This is a genomic window from Corynebacterium intestinale, from assembly GCF_023574125.1.
In the GTDB taxonomy this organism is placed as follows: domain Bacteria; phylum Actinomycetota; class Actinomycetes; order Mycobacteriales; family Mycobacteriaceae; genus Corynebacterium; species Corynebacterium hesseae.
This window is the reverse complement of the sequence record NZ_JAMKFF010000001.1, coordinates 379,656-400,653: the sequence shown is the minus strand read 5'-3', so window position 1 is coordinate 400,653 and position 20,998 is coordinate 379,656. Positions and strand designations below refer to the sequence as shown.

The 20,998-nt window shown below is 61.8% G+C and carries 18 protein-coding genes; 8 read left to right on the top strand and 10 right to left on the bottom strand.

The window, feature by feature from the left end; all coding sequences use genetic code 11:
• Positions 1 to 9: 9 nt before the first annotated feature.
• From M5J06_RS01825 to M5J06_RS01795, 7 genes are all read left to right on the top strand, one after another.
• Positions 10 to 1,107 carry a choice-of-anchor M domain-containing protein gene (locus tag M5J06_RS01825; protein ID WP_239248679.1) on the top strand — a complete coding sequence of 366 codons (1,098 nt, stop codon included), beginning with the start codon at positions 10 to 12 and terminating at the stop codon, positions 1,105 to 1,107.
• Complete coding sequence (locus tag M5J06_RS01820) at positions 1,107 to 2,606, top strand: anchored repeat ABC transporter, substrate-binding protein (protein ID WP_250223818.1); 1,500 nt, start codon at positions 1,107 to 1,109, stop codon at positions 2,604 to 2,606. Before M5J06_RS01825 ends, M5J06_RS01820 begins: the two co-directional genes overlap by 1 nt.
• Positions 2,599 to 3,498 (top strand): choice-of-anchor M domain-containing protein, encoded by a 900-nt coding sequence (locus M5J06_RS01815; protein WP_250223817.1) that lies wholly within the window; start codon positions 2,599 to 2,601, stop codon positions 3,496 to 3,498. Before M5J06_RS01820 ends, M5J06_RS01815 begins: the two co-directional genes overlap by 8 nt.
• Positions 3,491 to 4,219: an anchored repeat-type ABC transporter ATP-binding subunit gene (locus tag M5J06_RS01810; RefSeq protein WP_070683074.1), complete on the top strand. Its 729-nt coding sequence runs from the start codon at positions 3,491 to 3,493 to the stop codon at positions 4,217 to 4,219. The genes M5J06_RS01815 and M5J06_RS01810 overlap by 8 nt, the downstream gene beginning before the upstream one ends.
• Positions 4,216 to 5,112 (top strand): anchored repeat-type ABC transporter permease subunit, encoded by an 897-nt coding sequence (locus M5J06_RS01805; protein WP_070524407.1) that lies wholly within the window; start codon positions 4,216 to 4,218, stop codon positions 5,110 to 5,112. Before M5J06_RS01810 ends, M5J06_RS01805 begins: the two co-directional genes overlap by 4 nt.
• On the top strand, positions 5,109 to 6,458 hold the full coding sequence (locus M5J06_RS01800; RefSeq protein ID WP_250223816.1) for a choice-of-anchor M domain-containing protein: 1,350 nt from the start codon (positions 5,109 to 5,111) through the stop codon (positions 6,456 to 6,458). The genes M5J06_RS01805 and M5J06_RS01800 overlap by 4 nt, the downstream gene beginning before the upstream one ends.
• Positions 6,459 to 6,537: 79 nt before the next feature.
• Positions 6,538 to 7,641 (top strand): isochorismate synthase, encoded by a 1,104-nt coding sequence (locus M5J06_RS01795; RefSeq protein WP_250223815.1) that lies wholly within the window; start codon positions 6,538 to 6,540, stop codon positions 7,639 to 7,641.
• An 8-nt stretch (positions 7,642 to 7,649) separates the two neighbouring features.
• On the opposite strand, the gene M5J06_RS01790 is transcribed toward M5J06_RS01795, so the two are convergent.
• The 10 genes from M5J06_RS01790 to M5J06_RS01745 all read right to left on the bottom strand — a co-directional run bounded on the left by M5J06_RS01790 (position 7,650) and on the right by M5J06_RS01745 (position 20,150).
• A complete protein-coding gene (locus M5J06_RS01790) occupies positions 7,650 to 8,459 on the bottom strand; it encodes a fumarylacetoacetate hydrolase family protein (RefSeq protein WP_185963178.1) in 810 nt (269 codons plus the stop codon).
• A gap of 118 nt (positions 8,460 to 8,577) precedes the next feature.
• A complete protein-coding gene (locus M5J06_RS01785; RefSeq protein WP_144675810.1) occupies positions 8,578 to 9,195 on the bottom strand; it encodes an exonuclease domain-containing protein in 618 nt (205 codons plus the stop codon).
• A complete protein-coding gene (locus tag M5J06_RS01780) occupies positions 9,196 to 11,064 on the bottom strand; it encodes a DUF294 nucleotidyltransferase-like domain-containing protein (RefSeq protein ID WP_250223814.1) in 1,869 nt (622 codons plus the stop codon).
• A 17-nt stretch (positions 11,065 to 11,081) separates the two neighbouring features.
• A complete protein-coding gene (locus tag M5J06_RS01775; protein ID WP_070685221.1) occupies positions 11,082 to 12,101 on the bottom strand; it encodes a 3-isopropylmalate dehydrogenase in 1,020 nt (339 codons plus the stop codon).
• A 135-nt stretch (positions 12,102 to 12,236) separates the two neighbouring features.
• Positions 12,237 to 13,823, bottom strand: a complete 1,587-nt coding sequence (gene serA, locus M5J06_RS01770; RefSeq protein WP_070528608.1) for a phosphoglycerate dehydrogenase — start codon at positions 13,821 to 13,823, stop codon at positions 12,237 to 12,239.
• Between the two features lie 44 nt (positions 13,824 to 13,867).
• Positions 13,868 to 14,752, bottom strand: a complete 885-nt coding sequence (locus M5J06_RS01765) for a hypothetical protein (protein ID WP_250223813.1) — start codon at positions 14,750 to 14,752, stop codon at positions 13,868 to 13,870.
• Positions 14,753 to 14,780: 28 nt separating this feature from the next.
• Complete coding sequence (locus tag M5J06_RS01760; RefSeq protein ID WP_070524423.1) at positions 14,781 to 16,574, bottom strand: GmrSD restriction endonuclease domain-containing protein; 1,794 nt, start codon at positions 16,572 to 16,574, stop codon at positions 14,781 to 14,783.
• 112 nt (positions 16,575 to 16,686) lie between these two features.
• Complete coding sequence (ilvC, locus tag M5J06_RS01755) at positions 16,687 to 17,700, bottom strand: ketol-acid reductoisomerase (protein ID WP_070564318.1); 1,014 nt, start codon at positions 17,698 to 17,700, stop codon at positions 16,687 to 16,689.
• A 109-nt stretch (positions 17,701 to 17,809) separates the two neighbouring features.
• Positions 17,810 to 18,325: an acetolactate synthase small subunit gene (gene ilvN / locus M5J06_RS01750; RefSeq protein ID WP_070528612.1), complete on the bottom strand. Its 516-nt coding sequence runs from the start codon at positions 18,323 to 18,325 to the stop codon at positions 17,810 to 17,812.
• Entirely contained in the window at positions 18,318 to 20,150 is a 1,833-nt protein-coding gene (locus tag M5J06_RS01745; protein WP_250223812.1) for an acetolactate synthase large subunit, read from the bottom strand. Before M5J06_RS01745 ends, ilvN begins: the two co-directional genes overlap by 8 nt.
• A 314-nt stretch (positions 20,151 to 20,464) precedes the next feature.
• On the opposite strand from M5J06_RS01745, the gene M5J06_RS01740 reads away from it, so the two are divergent.
• The gene (locus tag M5J06_RS01740) at positions 20,465 to 20,998 is read left to right on the top strand and encodes a PH domain-containing protein (RefSeq protein WP_070533040.1); all 534 of its coding nucleotides are present in this window, start codon (positions 20,465 to 20,467) and stop codon (positions 20,996 to 20,998) included.

The following is a 20,998-nucleotide window of genomic DNA, read 5'->3' as shown; positions in this document are numbered from 1 at the left end:
ACACTTCGATTGCATACCGCACCGCTGAAAACATTCAATGCCGCCGTGTGCGCCATCGCCGTGGCACTTCTCGTGTCCGTCCTGGGCCTTCCAGCGACTGCCCGCGCCGAAGGCGAGCTTATAGATTCTGGGCACGTGGATGCCTTCTATGTCTCCGCGCCGGGTGGTCAGCTGACGCTGTCGATGAAGGAAGACGTCACTGGTAGTGGCGTCATCAGGCCCGGTAACGATGTCACCCTCAAGGTGGCTGAGGAGGCATGGAGCGAGGCGACCGAGCGCATCGATGGCATCGGCACACCGACGTACTACCTCCCCCAGACCCAGGACAGCTCACTCCTGTGGCCGGGTTGGGATACGCAAGCGGCCCAATCTGCTGGATATAAGGACGTGAACTTCGAATTTGTTGAGGTCACCGGGCCCGGTGACATCTTCATCTTCGAAACCGCAGGCTTTGGCGATATTCAACCGGTCACGAACGCCGGCGAGCTCGACTTGGTATCCGGTGACGTCATCAATCAGGCTTACCCGGCGCACCGACACGTCAATTGGGCGTTTAGCGAACCGGGTACGTACACCATGACTGTTCAGGCTGAATCCAACGGCGACACGAGTAATCAGGTCACCTATACCTGGGACGTCGGCGACGGCGAAGCCGCTCCCCAGGATTCCGGGGACGAGGAATCCAGCGTCGATGATGGCACTGACGGTGCCGACGATGACCACGAGGCAGCGCAAGGTGCCGCCTCCCCTGAGCAACCTGCTTCCTCCAACTCCGGCTCACGCTCTCACGCTGGAAGCACCGGAGCCGGAAGCCATGGAGGCGCTGCCCGCGGTTCGGCCCCCGCTGCCGGTGCCAAAAACACCAAACAACAGGCCCACAACAAGGAGCGTAAAGACCGCACAGCTCGCGGGGAAAGGAAGGAGCGCAAGCCTTCTCACCGATCCGCCGAAACTGCGGACGGGGAGAATGTGGACACGGTGGCTGCGGCCGGCTACTACGACAGTGGGCAAAACCTGTTGCCGTGGGGCATCGGCATCCTCGGCCTGGGCATGCTTGTGCTGGGCCTGGCGCTAGCGCGCCTCGCACTGCTGAAGGGACGCGACTGATGCCTCGGAAAGTACGCACTCGGATGGCGTGCACCGCGATTCTTTCCGCCATCTCTCTCGGCGCCTCAGCGCTGAGTGGCTGCGCGAGCACTGCCAGCGGAGACGATGCAAAGGTGAAGGTGGTGGCGACGACACCGATACTGGGGGACGTCGCCAAGCATGTGGCCGGACATGACGCCACGGTGACGACCCTGATCCCCGCGGGAAAGGATCCCCATACCTTTGAACCGAGCCTGCGCTCGGTGCGGGACATCGCAAACGCAGACGTACTGCTGTCCAACGGGTTTCTTCTCGAGCCACAGAATCTGCTGAAATCCATGAAGGAGTCGTCGGATGCGCCCGTCGCTGAAGTGGCGGACCAAGCATCCACCCGCGGCGCGAAGCTGGTCCCGCTGGTGGAGAACATCGCGCTCGACGCCGTGTGGCTGGGGTTGCGCGTGCGCAACGCGCCCCCGGGGACCTCAAGCGTCGACCTGCGCCTGATCGACGCAGAAGGCCCGGGCGATGCCGCCGCCTACGTGGTCTCGACATTCGGTACGCCAGAGGTCCTTTTTAACACCGCCGATGGGATAGATCCGCGCGAGGATTCCACGACGCTGCCAGCCAACGCCCACACGCACGTGTCCTGGGCTTTTAGCAGGCCCGGTATCTACAGGATGAGCTTTGGCGCTCACGATGGCTCCCCGCAGGAGTTCACAGTGGCCGTCGGCGTAAGCGCACCTGAGGGGATGCGCGAAATCGATGCGGGCCACGTGGATATCACCGCTGACATGGCTACAGGAAAACTCGACTTAGAGGACCAAGGCGAGCGTTTTGATCCGAAGACCACGGTGTTGCGCGTGCCTAACTCCGCGCTGCAGGAGATCCCGCCGGATCCCTCCTACCGTTTCTTAGGCCGTCCAGGCGATGAAACCTATCTCCTGCCGCAGGCGGTGTTAGGAAAGCACATTCACGGTGAGGTGGATCCGCACCTGTGGCATAACGCCGCCAACGTTGTCAGTTTTACCGAGGTCATCGCTGAACAGCTTGCCCAGGCAGACCCCTCGCACGGCGCGGATTACCGCGCCCGCGCACAGGACTACATCACGCAATTGCGGGAAGCCGATGCCGAAGTAAGACGGCTCATCTCCGCCATCCCGGAGCGCAACCGACACCTGGTTACGCCGCATCACGGGTATGCCTACTTGGAGCAAGGCTACGGCATTGATATCGCGGGCTTCGTTACTCCGAACCCGGCCATCGAGCCCTCGCCGCGCGATGTCATCGCTCTGCGCCGCACCTTGGAGAACCTCCAGCTTCCCGCCGTATTCGTGGAACCGACGCAACAAGCCAGCGCGGATGTCATCCGGGAAGCCGCCGATTCCCTCGGAGTGGCTGTATGCCCGATTTACGGCGACACGCTTGATGACGCCGTTCCGACGTATCTCGACCTCGTGCGCTTCAACGCGCACTCACTCAACCGCTGTCTCAGCAACACAACAAAGGAATCTCATGTCTAAACTCACCATCCGAACCGTCACTATGCCGCTTGCGGCAACGCTTACCGCCGCGGCCTTGGCTTTCGCACCGGCAGCTGCCTTCGCCGGAGATCTCGCCCAGGTGGTCAGCTCTAACGAAGAGGTAGCCGCGCCTGGAACGGCTGCCACCATCGATCACGGGCACGTCGACCTAGGGCTCCTGCTCTCCGAAGGAAAAGCAGAGTTCCTCGCTCGCGATGATTCGGCTGAAACACCCGTGTGGCGCCAGCCCGAGGATGTGGTCTTTCAGGTGGGTGACAACGCCCTGTTGACTCTGCCGGAGGACAAGGCATTCTCCTTCGTTGGCGCAGAACCTGGCTCGCAGGTGTGGGTCGTACCGCAAACGGAGCAGGCTGACGTTCCGTGGTTGGGCTGGAATACCCAAGCTCCCTCATTGGCAGACAATGTTGAGCGAGGAGTGACCATGGAGTTCCTCGGGCACCAAGGCCCGGGTGAGTTCTCCCTCTTCCTGCAAAACGGCGGCTTCGAAGAACCTCAGCTGCTGTGGTCTACAGCAACCGGGGACTCAGAAGGCTTCTGGGTGGACTTGGGCACTCATACCCACGCCAATTGGGTGTTCACCGAGCCCGGCATTCACCAGATCCGGGTCCGCATGAGCGGCGAGGGCGCAGGAGAAAGCGCCGGAAAAGAGGTAGCTGCCGAAGCCACCTTGACCTTCGCTGTGGGCGATGACGCCGACGTTGCGCAAGCACAGGCCGTGGAATGGGACCCGAATGCCGAGTCCTCCGCCACGTCCGGCTCTATGTCGGCATCGGTGCCGACGTGGATCTTGGTGCTCGCGGGCGTAGGCGTCCTTGTGCTCATCGGTGCCATCATCGCGGTCGTACGCGCGAAGGGTGGGCGGCGTGGCTAATCCCTTCATTACGGTAAATGATCTGTCCGTATCGCTGTCCGGCCGCCGCGTCATCGACGGGGCAAGCTTTTCTGTTAACCCTGGCGAGTTTATCGGCCTCCTCGGCCCGAACGGCGCTGGCAAAACCACGCTCATGCGCGCTGTCTTAGGCCTCGTGCCCTTTACCGGGACCATCGACGTGACCACCTCGCTTGGCTATGTCCCGCAGCGCCACGACGTGGAATGGGACTTCCCCATCAGCGTGGCCAAGGCGGTGCTGAGTGGGCGCACTGGACTAGTGGGGTGGTTCCGGCGCCCAGGGCGCCTCGATAAGGAGGCCGCACGGCGCGCCATCGAGCTGACCAACCTGGAAGAATTCGCACGGCGTCCTATAGCCCAACTTTCCGGCGGGCAACGCCAGCGCGTCCTCATCGCCCGCGCCTTAGCCTGCGAACCAGAGGTGCTGCTTCTCGACGAACCTTTCACCGGACTCGACGCCCCCAATACCGAAGAGCTCTTGCTTCTCTTTGACAAGCTCACTACGGATGGCACCAGCGTTGTCATGTCCACGCACAACCTCTCAGAGGCCGTGCATTCCTGCTCACGGCTTGTGCTCTTCAACCGGGGCATCATCGCTGACGGCCCGGCGGAAACCTTGCGCTTAACCCCGCAGCCCTGGAGCACCACCTTCGGGGTCTCAGCCTCCTCGCCCCTGCTCTCCGCGATTGGGGTGGCGGCATGATCGACATCTCGCTAGTTGAGTTCTTCCAAGACCTCACCAACCCGCACTTGGACTTCCTCGCCCGCGCAGTAGGGATCTCCCTTCTCGCCGCAATCGTGTGCGGCGTGGTGGGGTGCTACGTCGTGCTGCGTGGAATGGCCTTCATCGGCGATGCAGTGTCCCACGCAGTGTTCCCGGGACTGGCCATCGCCTTCGCACTTCACGGGTCAGTACTGCTGGGCGGCGCCGTGGCGGGTTGCGCGGTGGCCGTGCTCATCGCGTGCTTCTCCCAGCGGCGAACTGTGCGCGAAGATTCCGTCATCGGCATCTTCTTTGCCGCTTCCTTTGCGCTCGGCATGGTGATCATCTCACGCGTGGAGGGTTACACGGCTTCGCTCACCAGCTTTCTTTTCGGCTCGCTGACGGGCGTCTCCCACGCAGATCTCTACACCGCGTTCACCGTCTCGGTGCTCATCGTGGCCACAGTATTGCTCCTCGGCCCCCAGCTCACAGCCACCTGCCTGGACAAAGAGACTGCCCGTGCCATGGGGCTTCCCGTCTTTGTCCTAGACATCGTGCTTTACCTTTGCGTCACGGGCGCGGTGGTTATCTCCGTGGGAACCATCGGCAACGTCCTCGTCCTGGCCCTCCTCATCACCCCAGCCGCGACCGCCAGGCTGCTTTGTGACTCGCTGGGGTCAATGATGGTCGCCTCCGCGGTGATCGGTTCGCTGGGCAGTTTCTTCGGAATCTACCTCGCATGGGCCATCGATCTTCCCGCCGGCGCAACCATCGTGCTGCTGCTTACCGCCTGCTTCCTTGTGGCGTGGGCACTCTCCCCTCTACTGCATTCCCGCCGCGACGCGGCATCCACCTCGCAATCACACACCTCGAAGGAGACCTTGTCCGCATGAACTCTTTCCATATGACACGTATGAGCTTCCGCCCGCTTACCCTGACCGCTGTCGCTGCACTAGCTCTCAGTACCCCGCCCTTGGTGGCCGCTGCACCGCCAGCCCTCGCCGAAGAGCACGCGAGCGAGGCCTCCTGCGATGCCGACTCCCTGCACGCCTTTACCCGCGGGCACCAAGACCTCGCCCTGGTTGGTGACTCTGGGGACCTTTCTTTTATAGCCCGCGATGATGAATCCGGTAAGGACTATGCCTCCGGGGAGTTCTACGTAGAAGTCGGTAGCAACGCCGCTTTCGATGAATCAGCGGGCAGCGATATCCCATCGAGCGGTTGGCAGATCCCCCAAACCCAAGATCCCAACATCCCCTGGGTGGGGTTCAACACCAGCTACCTCGATGAGAGCACTGCGGCCGATGCCACCTTGTCCTTAACGCTGCACAGCGGCCCGGAAGGCGGACGCATGGTGGGCTTCCAGAACACCTTGGGCGCTGCGCCCACCGTGCTCTTTGATTCAGATAACCCGGATATCACTTGGGACTACCCCGATCACTTCCACAGCCACACCGGGATAATCTTCACCGAACCGGGAGCATACGCCGCTACCTTCACGTTCACGCTCAACGATGGCTCCGAGCACTCCATCGACGTACCGTTCTTGGTCGGCGACGCCGATGCCTCCGACATCTGCGAATTGGAGTGGGACTCCAGCGAAGGCGACAATGCTGGCTCGGGCAGCCCGAAGAACCGGCCGCAGCAACTGGCGAAAGACATTAATGACACCACCAAGTCCATCGCACAGTTGGATAAGACTATGGACAAAACACTAAAGGAGGCAGATACCTTCCTCAACGGTGGAAAGCCCTCCGAAACAAGTCGGGCTCAGGATTCGCGGCACTCCACGCGTCCGAGTGCGCGCAGTAAAGCACAACCGGGAACATCACCAACGTCTAAAGAGCCCAGTACTGAACGCCCAGCTGATGGCCAGCGCTCAGTGTCGCAGTCCCAGAACTCAGCACAGAACGGTGTAGCCCACACAGCGCAAGGACAGAGAGATTCGGCACACCGTGGGGCGTCGCCAAGCACTGCTTCCTCAGGAGAAAAAGGCTCCACGCGCAACACCGCTGCCAACCGGGAACGCGGCGCAAAGCAGGAAGCACAGCAACAGCACTCTGCGTCCGACTCCAACGAAGACTATGCTGACGCCGAAAACATCCAGGCCATGAGCTATGGAGCCCCGATGGTCGGCTTCTGGGCAGGCTTTCTCGCAGGCATGGGCTCCCTGGCCCTGCTACTTGGTATCGGGCTGTTTGTTGCCGTGCAGTTCTTCCGCCCCCGCAATCGCGACTAGCTCCTCGATACCGGTCATATCACAAAAGCAAGGGATCTGGTTTCGGCGCTAGCAGCGGAAGGAACTAGAGTTATTCCTTATGTGTGAAAACAGACCCTCTACCGCCCCCGACTTCCTCCTGTCCCGCGCGACGGGGTCTGTGCGTACCCAAGGTTCAACCACCACCTTTAGCGCTGTCGATGATGCAGTGTCCGCACTACGTGCCGGCAGCGCGCCCATGGTCGTCGGCGCACTCCCCTTTCACAAGGGTGATCCAGCTGCGCTCACCGTGCCGCGCAGCGTCATTCGTGAGGACGGGCCTCTTGAGCCCCATGCCTACTACCGCAGCGGCAAGCTCAATGCGCGCGTAACCGGTTTTGATCCGGAGCCGGAAGAGCACCTGCGCCGCATTGAAGCCGCCATCGCTACGATCGAAGCCTCCAAACTGGACAAGGTGGTTCTTGCTCGCGCCGTTGACATTGAGTTCAATGCTCCGGTGGATCCGCTCCTCGTGGCCGCGCGATTGATCGATCTATCCTCGCACCGCGACGGCTTCATCGCCGACCTCTCGCCGGCGGGGCGCCCGGGATCTATGCTCGTGGGCTCCTCCCCGGAAGTGTTGATTAAGAAGCAAGGCTCAACGGTTACGGCCTTCCCCCTAGCTGGCTCGGCGCCCCGCCAGGCCGATAAGGCACGCGATATCAAGGCCGGTCAAGACCTCCAAAACTCAGGCAAGGATCTGCGCGAGCATGCCTTCGTCGTGGACCACATCCGCCGGATCTTGCAGCCGCTGTGCAGTACTCTCGACGCCCCCACCACCCCGCAGCTGACCTCCACGAACGAGATGTGGCATCTGGGAACCCCGATCGCGGGAACACTGAAGGATTCAAATTTCACGGCACTCGAACTAGCCGAGCTGATCTACCCCACCCCCGCCATCTGCGGCACCCCCACGGAAGCCGCGCAAGCACTGATCGAAACCGCCGAAGCCGACCGCGGCTTCTACGCCGGTGCAGTGGGCTGGTGCGATGACTCCGGCGACGGCGAATACATGGTGGCCATCCGCTGCGCCGAGGTGGCCGGCGATGGACTCTCCGCCCGCGCGTGGGCGGGCGGCGGAATCGTCGTGGATTCCGACCCGACGGCCGAGCTTCAGGAAACCACGGCGAAGTTGCGCACCATTCTCAAAGCACTCGGCCTCTAAAGCGGCCTTTAGGCGCGCTCAATCGGGTTGGTCAGGCTGCCCACGCCGGGGATCTCAATTTCGATGGTATCGCCCGGCACCATCGGCGCCGTACCAGCCGGGGAACCTGTGGTGATGACATCGCCGGGCAGAAGCGTGTACGACTGCGAGATCTCCGCGATGATGCCGCCCATCTTCACGATCATCTGGTCGGTGTTGGAATCCTGCTTTTGCTCGCGCTTGCCATCGTGGGTCAGGTAAGCGTTGATCTTCTGGTCATCAAGGTCGATGCAGTCCAGGTCCGTCTCAATCCACGGGCCCAGCGGGCAGAAGGTGTCAATGCCCTTCGCACGTGCCCACTGGCCATCCTGGAACTGCAGGTCGCGCGAAGAAACGTCGTTGCAGATGGTGTAGCCAACGACGTGATCCCGCCACTTCTCCGGATCAATATTCTTCGAGACCTTTGAGATCACCACCGCGAGCTCTCCCTCGAACTCCACGTTGGTGGCGAACTCCGGGATCTTGATGGGGGCACCAGGGCCAATGACCGCGGTGGAGGGCTTAATAAAGATCGTCGGCGGCAGGTGCTCCGCGGATTCCTTGAAGACCTCAGCCACGTGGTCGGCGTAGTTTCGGCCAAGCGCCACGACCTTGGTGGGCAGGGTCGGCGCCAGCAAGCGCACCTCGCTCAGCGGCCACTCGCGGCCAGTTGGCTCCGGCGGGGTAAACGGGGTGCCGGAGATTTCCTTGGCCACCAGCTGGTCAAGCGGGGCGTCGGCGGGGCCATCAATGATGGCGAAACAAATACCTTCGGTGTGAGCAATTCGTCCTAAACGCATGACGGCCATACTACTCGCAAGGGTTTTTCACTCGCGTTCAGGGGCTAGGTGTAAAGCTTGCAAAGAACGCGATGATACTGCAGGCGTCCAACTTGTGGTACAACGCCCGCTCGGCCGCCTAGCGCTTGGCGACGTCCCCCAAGGTCACCGCCCGCGTGCTCCCCCGCAGTGCTAGATATAGCTCAGCGCAGGCCAAAGCATCACTCAGCGCATTGTGATTGCCATAGCGTGGCAAACCGTATCTCGCGCGAACTCGGGGAAGCCGCAGGTCCTCGCCGCGCGGATAAGTGCCCATGCGTTCCATGTGGCGCCGCTCGATAGCAAAGGTATCAACCACGCTCAGCCGAGGGACCTGACCAAATATCTCTTTGGAAGCCGCTTCTATGAAGCCCACCTCCACAGGCGCGAAGTGAGCGAGTAGCGCTCGGCCGTTCAGGGCCTTTCGCAACTGCTTCATCGCCACTTCGCGTTCCTCGCCGGCATCAATAACCTCCTGCGTCAGCAGGTGGACATGTGCATCTTCGGCCACCTTCGCGCCGCGCACCACGGTATAGCCGGCGCCAGATAGGTCGATAACACCGCCGTTCACCGGTACCCACCCGATAGAAACAATCTTTCCTGTGCGCGGATCAAGACTCGTGGTCTCCATATCTACGGCGAGTAGCCCTAGCTCTTCGAGCGGGGTACTTCGTGCGGGCGCGCCCCAATCCGCGCGGCGGCTCCACCGGCTCCACATCTAGATACTCCTCACCGGGTACTTGGTGGCAAGCGCGTTCTGCATGGATTTGATCGCACGGAAAGCATCGCGCAGGTGCTCGCGATCCATCCGCCCCAAGCTCTTGGGGTCAATGTGGTAATCCGGCTTGTGCCCTTCCCGCAACTGTCGGGCCTGGTGCTCGAAGGAAAGGGATCGGAGGTAGTCGAAGGCGTCGAGAAGCTCCTGTGCACCGCGGCGGCTCACCGCGTTCCCGGCGGCTTCGCTTAGGCGCTGGCGGGTGTCCACAATCGTGGAGCCGGATGCTAAGGCAAAGAGCCGGGCCATCTGGACAATACCCGCGGTACCTCCCTTTTTGATGTCGAGGGTATGTGCATAGTCGCCATCGCGCTCCACCACGAGTCCGCGGAAGAGCGTCAGCGGCGGCTCGCGGCGCGCGGCCAGGCTAGCCAGGTGAGCGTGCAGGCGCGTCGCGCCCTTGCCCATCTCCACGGCGGCAGTGTGGACCTCACGGGCCAGCTCCTCGCTTCCGTAGAGCACGCGGAAGTCGAAGAAAATCTGGGCGTTGAGCAGCGCCTCCGGTTGGGGGTCCCGGATCCATTTGCGGAAGGTGTCGATCCATTGGGAGCGCGTCATCCGCCACTCGGCGTTCATGGCCATCATGTCACCTGGGCACAGAGCCTGACCGGCGGCGGCAAGGCCCTGGCACACGAAGGTACTAAACCGTGCGAAATACTCGCCGTGCGCGTTGGCATCATAATCATCCGCGAGGACGAGCGCATTATCCTGATCCGAGGCCAGCGCCATCTCGCGCCGCCCCTGCGAACCCACGGCCACGAAGGCATACTCCACTGGCGGAGGACCCAGTTCTTCCTCGGCGAGGGTGCACAGACGGCGCGCTACCGCATCGGCGGCAAGCGTGACCAAGCTCGAGGCTTCCGCCGGTGTCGAGCCACGTTCCACGAAGCGCCCGGCCAGGCGCGTGGCCTCGTTGAAGGCACCATTCAGCTCCGCAACACTGGAGCGCCGTGAAAGATCCGCCGCAAGGTAGACCGGATCATTGTGCAGCAGCCGGGTAACGTCCGACTGCGTAACAATCCCCTGCAGGGTGCCTTCTTTAACCACCGGCAGGTGGTGGATTCCGCGCTCCGCCATGTGCAGCAGAGCCTCCATAGCGGGGGCATCTGCCGATACCGTGAGGGGCTGAGGCGTCATGATCTCCTCCACCGATTCAGCAGGGTCACGCTCCGCGGCGAGCACGCGGGTGCGCAGATCACGGTCGGTCACAATGCCGGCAAGACGCTTGGCTGAACCTGAACCCGGTGTAACAACGAGCAGTGAGGACACGCCGCGGTCCGTCATCAGCATCGCGGCTTCACGGATGGTGGTGGCAGCCGGCGCAGTCAATATGTCGGTACGAGTGAGCTCTCGCAGCGGCGTGCGTAAAACGTCGGTCGAAGTGGATTCAGACAGCTCGCGTGCTGCGGCGCGGATCTGGCGCGATTGCGCTGAAAAGAATCGCCCAATGTCGGGGTTCCGGCGGGACAACTCGCTGAAGTCCTCCTGCGCCAGGGTGAAGACGAGGCTGTCCTCCACCACGACCATCTCATAAGCGGAGTGAGGCTCCCCCTGCAGCGTGGAATAGCCAAAGGTGAGGCCGGATTCGCGGCGGTCTAGCAGCATGCCGTCCTCCCCCAGCACATCAATCGCGCCGGTGCGGATGATGTGCAGGTTGGCATTTTCTTGCCCCAGCTTGATGGGGATATCCCCTCGGCGCAGGTAGATCATGCTCAACTGTGAGGACAGCGCGTTAAGCTCTTCCTCCGGCAAGTGGGAGAAAGGCTCATTCTTGGCCAGGAAGCTGGTGACCTCGTCTATTTCGACGCTCATGCGCCAACCATACAGGGCTAGGCGCTGAGCGCGGAGGCGATTCGATCACCAATTTCGGTGGTGCCCGCCTGTGCGTCGCCGCGGGAGGAGACGTCGGCAGCCACGGCCTCCTCGATGCGCACGGCGTTCTCCTCATCCCCGAGGTGGCGCAACAGCATGGCCGCCGACAGGATCGCCGCGGTGGGATCCGCGATGCCCTTGCCTGCGATATCCGGGGCGGAGCCGTGGACCGGCTCGAACATGGAGGGGTTAGCGCCGGAGGCATCGATGTTGCCGGAGGCAGCCAGACCAATACCGCCGGTGACTGCTCCCGCCAAGTCGGTCAGGATGTCGCCGAAGAGGTTGTCGGTCACGATGACGTCATAGCGCGCTGGGTCGGTGACCATGTAGATCGTTGCGGCATCGATGTGGTTGTAATCTACGGTGACCTCGGGGAATTCCTTCGCAACCTCGTCCACCGTGCGCTGCCAGAGGCCACCGGCATTAACAAGGACATTGGTCTTGTGCACCAAAGTCACGTGCTTGCGGCGGCCCATCGCACGCTGAAAGGCATCACGCACCACGCGTTCAACGCCGAAGCGCGTGTTCTGGGAAACCTCAGAGGCCACCTCATGTTCAGTACCTTCGCGCAGCGTGCCGCCGTTTCCACAGTACAGACCTTCGGTGCCCTCACGGACGACGACGAAATCAATATCGCCCGGGTTTGCCAGCGGAGAGGTAGACGTCGGGTACAGCTTGGAGGGGCGCAGGTTGACGTGATGGTCCAGGGCGAAACGCATCTTCAGCAGCAAGCCGCGCTCAAGCACACCGGGCGGGACCTCACCGGGCGCACCAATGGCGCCGAGCAGGATGGCGTCGTGTTCGCGCAGGGATGCCAGGTCGGCGTCAGTAAGCAGCTCCCCGTTGCGCAGGTAGCGTCGTGCACCAAGGTCATAGTCCGTAACCTCAACGTCCTGGCGTACCGCGCGCAGGACCTTGAGTGCTTCCGCGGTTACCTCGGGACCGATTCCATCGCCGCCAATCACTGCCAGTTTCATTTTGTGGGATTCCTTTCTCACATATTGGATATATGTGAGAGTACCACCCCCTCTGCCTTGAGGGCGGCGAAACCCCCGCAAAGAACCGTTCTCGGTCCTTCACGGGGGCTGGGATGAAAGGTTCAGCTGTCCAGACTAGGCATCCAAATCAAGCTGGCGGCAGGTAGCACCCAGCGCCGCGTTGATTTCCTCGACAAGCTCTTCCGGTACCTCGCGCTCAACTCGCAAGATAAGGACTGCATCGGAGACATCCTTGCCCTGGGTCAATGCAGCCGCCACGATGTTGATGCCGGCAGCGCCAAGCTTCGTACCCACAGTGCCCAAGGCACCCGGGGCATCCTTGTAGGAGAAGAAGAGGTTGCGGCCCGTAGCGCGCATGTCGACGCCACGGCCATTGATGCGGATGATCTTCTCGACGCCGTCGATGCCAGTCAGGGCACCAGTGAGCTGCGATACCAAGCCGTCGGGGCCGATAACCTTGACCCTCACGGAGGAGCGGTGTCCCTTCGATTCCACGTTGGTCTTGACGTCCACGCTCACGCCGCGGCTTTCAGCAATCTGCATCGCGTTCACAAAAGTAACGGTCTCCGAGACCACGCCAGAAAACAGCCCGCGAACAGCGGACAATCCAAGAGCCGAAACATCCTCGTTGGCCAGCTCGCCGCAAGCCTCCACCTCGACGGCAACCGGCGCAGCGTCCAACAGGTTGCCTGCAACGAGGCCCAGCTTGCGTGTCAGATCCAACCAGCCGGCAACCTCTTCGCCGACTCGGCCGCCTTCGACGTTGACGGCATCGGCAACGAATTCGCCGGCCAGTGCCTTGAGCACGGAGGCAGCCACATCGGTACCCGCACGATCCTGAGCCTCGACCGTAGACGCGCCAAGGTGCGGGGAGACGGTAACTTGCGGAAGCTCGAAGAGCGGGGAATCTGTGCACGGCTCGGAGGCATAGACATCGAAGCCAGCGCCGCGGTGGTGACCGGATTTGATCGAAGCAGCCAAGGCTGCCTCATCGACCAAGCCGCCGCGGGCGGCGTTAATGATGATCTGCCCCTTCTTGGCCTTCGCTAGGAGCTCGGCGTCAAACATGCCGGCGGTCTCCGGGGTCTTGGGCAGGTGAATGGTCACGAAGTCAGCGCGAGACATGAGCTCCTCAAGGGGCACCAATTCCACGCCCAGCGCTGCCGCACGGGCCGGGTTGGCATAAGGGTCGTGCGCGATGACGGTGGTCTCAAATGCCAGCAAGCGCTGGGCAAAGAGCTGGCCGATGTGACCGAAACCCACGATGCCGATGGTCTTGCCGTATACCTCAACCCCCTTGAAGGAGGAACGCTTCCACTCACCTTGGCGCAGGGACTGATCCGCCGCCGGAACCTGGCGTGCGGTGGCGAGAAGCAGCGCGATCGCCTGCTCGCAGGCGGAGTGGATGTTGGAGGTCGGCGCGTTGACAACCATGACGCCACGCTCGGTGGCAGCGGGGATATCAACGTTGTCCAAGCCGACGCCGGCACGCCCCACAATCTTCAGGTTCTTCGCTGCGGTCAACACCTCCGCGTCCACGGTCGTAGCGGAGCGGACGAGGAGGGCGTCTGCCTCCGGCACCGCGGCAAGCAGCTCCGCGCGGTTGGGGCCGTCAACCCAGCGGACCTCAACTGTGTCCCCGAGAGCATCGACGGTGGATTCTGCAAGCTTATCGGCGATAAGTACGACCGGCTTCGACATAACTTCCTTCACTAGTCTGAAATGTGGATGCCGAGAAGTGTAGTTTATTCTTTCCAGCCCTGAGCGATTTTATGCGTGAATTCTGTCACTGAACCGAATTCCGGCCCGAGGGCCACGATCGGGCCATCCGCCAACCCCGCAGTAATCGCCGCGCCGGCTTTCGTTGCCGTCGGATCCGGTTGCGCCATCACGAACACCGTACCGCCATACGCGGTGGCGTTCACCACGTTTGCTAAAGGGCTGTCCTTCGTCGCCACGATCACCGGTGCCATCTGCGCATCACGGCGCGCCTGGGCAGGAATCGCTGGCATCTTTTCCTTCGTAAGGTGCTGCGGCAGGGGTTCCCACGCGGCCTTCAACTCCGTCTTGGTCGAAGAATCTAGGCGCGTGATGCTGTCCACCATGCGTTCGCGATTCACCACCACCTTGGATTCAAAGCGGAATGCGGTGTACTCCCCCAGCGCCTTGGTGTTTCCCGGATCGTGCACCACTTCGCGTTCGCCATTGTGGCTAGCCCATGGGACATCCCCGATGACGAGGATCTGGTCAACGTCAAGGTCGGTAAGCAGCTGCGAGATCTGCGGGCGAATCGATGAATCGTAGGTCACCATTGGCACGCGCTGCGATACGCTCAGCGTCGCGGCCCGCAGGGCAGCGGCATCTGAGTCTTCGGCCAAGATCAGCGTATTGCTTTCCTTGAAGAACAAGCGCGCGGAGTCAATTCCCCAGCGGTCCTCAACCACCGTAACCTCGTTGGCGAATTGCGGGTCAATAAGCCGCAGACGGTTTTCTTCGCTCGCGCGGGCTAGGTCAATCTCCGCCTCAGGGCGGGCGGTAATGTCCTGCGTCAGGATTGGCTCACCGCGCCCCAACGAGGAGCAGCCCACGGCCGCAAGCGCGCTCGTGCCCAGCAGCAGCGCTACAGGCACGGCCCGCAGCGCACCCAGCAACGACACCTTAACGTGCAAAGGCCTGCGGGCCCTCTTCGCCGCCGGAAAGGTTCGCCTCATCCACGTCGCGCACAACCTTCTTGTTGAGCGCGTACTCAACGATGCCCACGAAACGCTCGCGGCGATCGGCAAAGAACTGATGCGCAGTCTTCGCGGTCAGCAGCTCCGGCTCTAAGTCATGGGAGGCCAGCACGCTGTCGAACTCGGCGTCTTCCATGATTGACTTCGACTGCACGCGCGGCAGGTAGCGCTCCGGCGAGTGCCCGTCGAGGACAACCTCGGTGCGCTTGCCCATCGGCGTGCGGTTGAGCACGGAATTAGCCAGTACACCGCTGACGCCGTGGCGCTCACACCAACGAAGCGGGAAGACCGGGAAGAAGCCTGGTTGCAGCTCCTCGAAGCTGTGGCGGTTGAACGGGCGGCCGGTACGCCAGTCCTTCGCGCCGCGTGCCATGAGCAGAGCATAGAGGCCGTGCCACACCCCGTCGTGCTCCCCCACAGACAACAAGCGGGACTCGCGGAAGGAGGCATCGCGCACAGTCTTCGGGACATCCTCGGTCTCACCCGCGACCCAAGCGGTGACCTCATCGACATCACGCGCAGCGCGCAGCCTCACTGCAGAAGAGCCATAAAGCTCACCAAAGACGCCGCTCCAGAACCACTGGTTGAGGCGGTCCCATGCGTCCTGGCTGGACAGCACGCCCTTCTTTTCTGCCAGGCGCGCAAGGATGACAGCCAGCGGAATGATCTGCTCGGAATAAGGCACCTGCTCAAGGGAGAGAATGCAGCGCTCGGCCAAGAACTCAGCGACCTCACGGAAAGTAATCACCAGGGTTTGCGAGGCCTTGCGGTACTCATTCAGTGACAGCTGCAAGATATCTTCGCGCTGGCCGCCAGCGTTCCCCTTCTCCCCGGACACCAGCAGCGATACTGCCGAAAGGAACTCGTTGCGGCCGATGCCGTCGAGCGCAGGGAAGGCACGCAGCTGCTTCTCGACGCCTGCCCAATCCTCCGCCAGGTGAAAGTCCGGATCTTCAGAGGCAAAGACAGCCGTCAGGAGATCGAAGACGTCCATCTGCAAACCGGCCGAGTTGGCCTGAGCGAAAATGGAGCCAATTCCCGAGCTCGCCGTCTCGCGGGAGAGGCGAATCATCGGCACCGTGTAGCCGGACAGGGGCCGTAGAATCCGGTTATTGAAGGCAGCGACGACGTCACGGGTGGCGCCATCGTTGGCAGCGGCGAGCTCGAAGAGCATGCTGGTGCCTTCCTCACTCAGCAACGCCGAAACCGGGATGCAGCACGCCTGCACTGCGGCCTCGCGACTATCCAAGGTGCCCTCGATGTCCGGCGCGAAGTGGGAGCGCAGTTCGCCGTGCTGGTTGATGGCGAAGACAGCTTCATCCGGCATGATGTCCTCGGAGGTAGCTTTGCGCAGGTCCACGAAGTACTTGCGGGAGACTTTCTTGGAGCGGAAATCGGTGGTATCCACAAAGCCCTCACCGCGGAAGCAGTGATACAGGGTGGTGAGCCTCTGTTGCCCATCGAGCAGGAGCAGGCCGGGGTTCACCCCAGTGTTAGGCGCGCCCGCGAGAGGCCGTGGCCGAAAGCGCATGGCTTCATTGCGGGTATCCAAGGCCATGAATGCACCGAGCGGGTAGCCGCGCAGGACGGTGACGATCAGCGATCGAATTCGGTCTTCATCCCAGGCATAGGAGCGCTGGAAATCGGGCAGCTGAATATCACCGCGATCGATGCGAGCGAAAAGGTCATTAAGGTCATAGCTTGGCGTAGAGAAACCCATGGCCCCGAGCCTACAACTAAATGTGGGAATATGCCCGTTTATGTGCGAACATCACATCAAAAGGAAATCCCGCTGACCAATGGCCAACGGGATTCTTTAGTCAAAGCGCAGTTTAGGCAGTTGCATCCAACGGATTCTTGACCCAGCTCATGAGGTCACGCAGCTGGGAGCCGGTCTGCTCAATCGGGTGGGAGTTCACCTTGGCGCGCAGCTCCTCCAGCTCCTTATTGCCGCCCTCTACGTTGGCGACGAGGCGCTTGACGAAGGTGCCGTCCTGGATATCAGTGAGGACATCCTTCATGCGTTCCTTCACGGAAGCGTCGATGACGCGCGGGCCGGAGAGGTAGCCACCGAACTCAGCGGTGTCGGAACAGGAGTAGTTCATGTTCTTGATGCCGCCCTCAACGATGAGGTCAACGATAAGCTTCAGCTCGTGGCAGACCTCGAAATAAGCCATCTCAGGCTCATAGCCAGCTTCAGTCAGGACCTCGAAGCCGTTCATGATCAGGTACTCCACGCCACCGCACAGGACCGCCTGCTCACCGAAGAGATCGGTCTCAGTCTCATCCTTGAAGGTGGTTGGGATAACGCCGGCGCGGGCACCGCCGATGGCCGCAGCATAGGACAGGGTCAGCTCGCGCCCCTCGCCCTTCGGATCCTGCTCGGTGGCGATCAGGCAGGGAACGCCCTTGCCGTCGACGAACTGGCGGCGAACCAGGTGGCCCGGGCCCTTCGGAGCAACCATGCCGATGGTGATGTTCTCCGCCGGCTTGATCAGGCCAAAGTGGATGTTGAGGCCGTGGCCGAAGAACAGCGCGTTGCCGTCCTCCAGGTTCGGCTCGATATCATCTGTAAAGATCGTCGCCTGGGAGGTATCCGGCGCCAGCAGCATGATGACATCAGCCCACTTGGCGGCCTCAGCGTTGCTGAAAACCTTGAAGCCAGCCTCCTCTGCCTTCTCGCGGGACTTCGAGCCCTCGCGCAGGCCGATGGCGACCTCAACGCCGGAATCACGCAGGTTCATAGCGTGGGCGTGGCCCTGGGAGCCGTAGCCGATGATGGCGACCTTGCGGCCCTGGATGATGGTCAGGTCTGCATCAGATTCGTACAGAGTCTCAATAGCCATGTTTGATGTTCCTTTTCTTTTTGGGTTCGTTCGCACTACGCATCCAGTAGTGACTCGGTCTATTGAATTTGTATCACACTTTGGGACAGTTTGCCCACATTGTGAGATTTTATTTCGTCGGTGCCATTGCCTTCGGGCCGCGTCCCAGTGCGACGTTGCCAGATTGCACCAGTTCGCGGATACCGAAGGGCTCGAGGACGTCGAGAAGCGCCTGCAGCTTGCCCGGGGTACCGGTGGCCTCAACCACCACGGACTCCGGCGATACATCCACGATGCGTGCGCGGAAGATGTTCACTGCATCGACCACCTGAGGGCGGTTAGAGTTATCCGCGGCTACCTTCACCAACATGATGGAGCGCGCAATCGTGTTCTCTTCCTCGAGCTCAACCACCTTGAGCACCGGGACGATTTTGTTGAGCTGCTTCGTCACCTGCTCGATGATGACCTCGGAGGCATCCACGACGATGGTCAGGCGGTTAATGCCTTCCGTCTCGGTCCGAGCGGACACCAGCGAGATGAGGTTATAGCCGCGGCGGGTGAACATGCCGGTCACACGGGAGATGATGCCCTCGATATCCTGAACCCGCACGGAGAGGATGTGTCGGGTGATGTCGTCTTTAGCCATTGTTTTCGGCCTCCTCGAGAGATTCGTGGATGTCGGCCGGTTCCTCGGCCGCGGACTCATTGTCATCAAACAGCGGGCGCAGGCCCAGGGCGTACTGGATCTCCTCATTGGAGGCACCGCCACCAATCATTGGCCACACCTGGGCATCCTGGCCCACGATGAAGTCAATAACCACTGGGCGGTCATTAATTGAGCGCGCACGCTCAATCGCGGGGCCGATCTCTTCTGCTGTGGTGACGCGAATGGACTCGCAGCCCAAGGCTTCGCTGAGCTTGACGAAGTCCGGCACATACTCGTCGTGCTCGCGCAGCTTGGTGTGGGAGTACTTGTTGTCATAGAAGAGCGTCTGCCACTGACGCACCATGCCCAGGTTGCCGTTATTGATCACGGCAACCTTGATGGGAAAGCCTTCCACGGCCGCGGTGGTCAGCTCCTGGTTGGTCATCTGGAAGCAACCATCGCCATCGATAGCCCAGACCTCTCGCTCCGGGCAGGCAGCCTTTGCCCCCAGCGCCGCGGGCACGGCGTAGCCCATCGTGCCGGCGCCACCGGAGTTGATCCAGCTGCGGGGGTGCTCGAAGTCGAGGAACTGCGCCGACCACATCTGGTGCTGGCCCACGCCCGCACAGTAGATAGCCTCCGGGCCGACAATGGAGCTGAGCTTTTGGATAACCTCTTGCGGGTTGAGCAGGCCATCTGACGTCGGCTCAAAGCCGCGCGGGAAGCGGCGCTGCATGTTCCCCAAATACTCCATCCACGGACCAATTCGCGGGGCATCCAGCTCCGCATCATTGGCATAAGCCTTGGTCAGACGCAGAAGCACCTCGCGGGCATCGCCCACGATCGGAACAGCCACCTCGCGGATTTTGCCGATTTCCGCCGGGTCAATGTCGGCATGAATCACCTCGGCGTGGGGAGCAAAGGTGTCCGTATTACCGGTCACGCGGTCGTCGAAGCGTGCGCCCACGGCGATGATAAGGTCCGCGCGCTGCAGGGCCGCCACCGCGGGCACGGTTCCGTGCATGCCGGGCATGCCCATGTGCTGCGGATGATTATCCGGGAAGGCACCGAGAGCCATGAGCGTGGTCACCACAGGGATTCCGGTTAGCTCCGCGAACTCGCACAGCTCGCGGGAGGCCTCGGCCTTGATGACGCCGCCGCCAACGTAGAGCACCGGACGCTCGGCGCGCGCAATACGCTGAACAGCCTGGGCAATCTGACGCGGGTGCGGAGTAGTCGTGGGCTTGTACCCCGGTAGCTCCGGCATCACTGGGCCCGAATATTCCATATAGGCGTTCTGCACGTCCTTCGGAATATCCACGAGCACAGGCCCTGGGCGCCCAGTGGCGGCCAAATGGAAGGCTGCCGCGATCGCCCCGGGGATATCTTCTGCCTTGGTGACGATGAAGTTGTGCTTCGTAATTGGCATCGTCACGCCACGGATATCAGCCTCTTGGAAGGCATCGGTGCCCAGCAGGGAGCTGCCCACCTGGCCCGTGATTGCCACGACAGGAATCGAGTCCAGGTTAGCGTCAGCCAGCGGGGTCACCAGGTTGGTCGCACCCGGGCCGGAGGTAGCAATCATGACGCCGACCTTTCCGGATGCTTGGGCGTAGCCTTCGGCTGCATGGCCGGCCCCCTGCTCGTGGCGGGTGAGCACGTGGCGCAGCTTCGTGGATTCAAAGAGGGCGTCGTACAGCGGAAGCACGGCGCCACCCGGAATGCCGAAGACAAGCTCGGTGCCGAGATCTTCGAGGGTGCGGACAATGGCGTGTGCGCCCGTGATGCGCTCGGGCGCCCGCTGTGGCGGTGTGGAAGCTGTCACGGTTGATGTGCTCCTTCAGTGGGGTGGGTGGTGAAGAGATCATCCAACGAGTAACGCCCCCGTCTTTCCTTCCTGGGTGTGAAGGTAACGGGGGCGCTTGCTGGTCGACGTCACTTGTGGACTCGCTACGGCTCGCGCCGCCCGGGTACTACTACGAGGTGAAGTCGAATAATGATCATGGGACAAACTGTACACTGATAGAAACACCACCGCTGGCATTTACCCCCATTTTTGGGATCTTTTTCTCATTTTGCGAGATTGCACAGGTGGGGCGGTTCGCCACCGCGCCGCACAGTCAATTACGATGGCCCACTATGACGTCCTCACATCCGCAGAACGCATCAACTCGTGCCGAACACCCCACGGCCGAAACGTTCAAGCCCACCCGCGAACACCTCCTCGGCATTGGCATCCTCGCCGCCATTGCATTTCTCAGCATTGGCTGGGCCCCGAAGTACCTCTTCTGGGTACTCATCTTCCCAGTGCTGGCCATCTGGTGGGTTCTACGCGCACGCACCACCGTCGACGGCAAGGGCATCCACATCACCTATGGCTTCCGCGGCCCCAAGAACATCGAGTGGGGCAACTTCAAGGGAATCGGCTTCCAGCGCTCGCGGGCCTACGCCCGCACCACAAGCGGCAACAACTTCAACCTGCCGGGAGTGACCTTCAACTCCCTCCCCCGCCTTGCCGCCGCTTCCAATGGGCGCATCCCCGACGCATTGACTGCAGGCCGCAACGCCGCCGACGACAAGGTCATCATCGTCCACCGCGATGGCCAGCAAGTCCTCCTCACCAAGGAGGAATACGCCGAGTACCTCAAGAAACACCCCGAATTAAAGGATTAA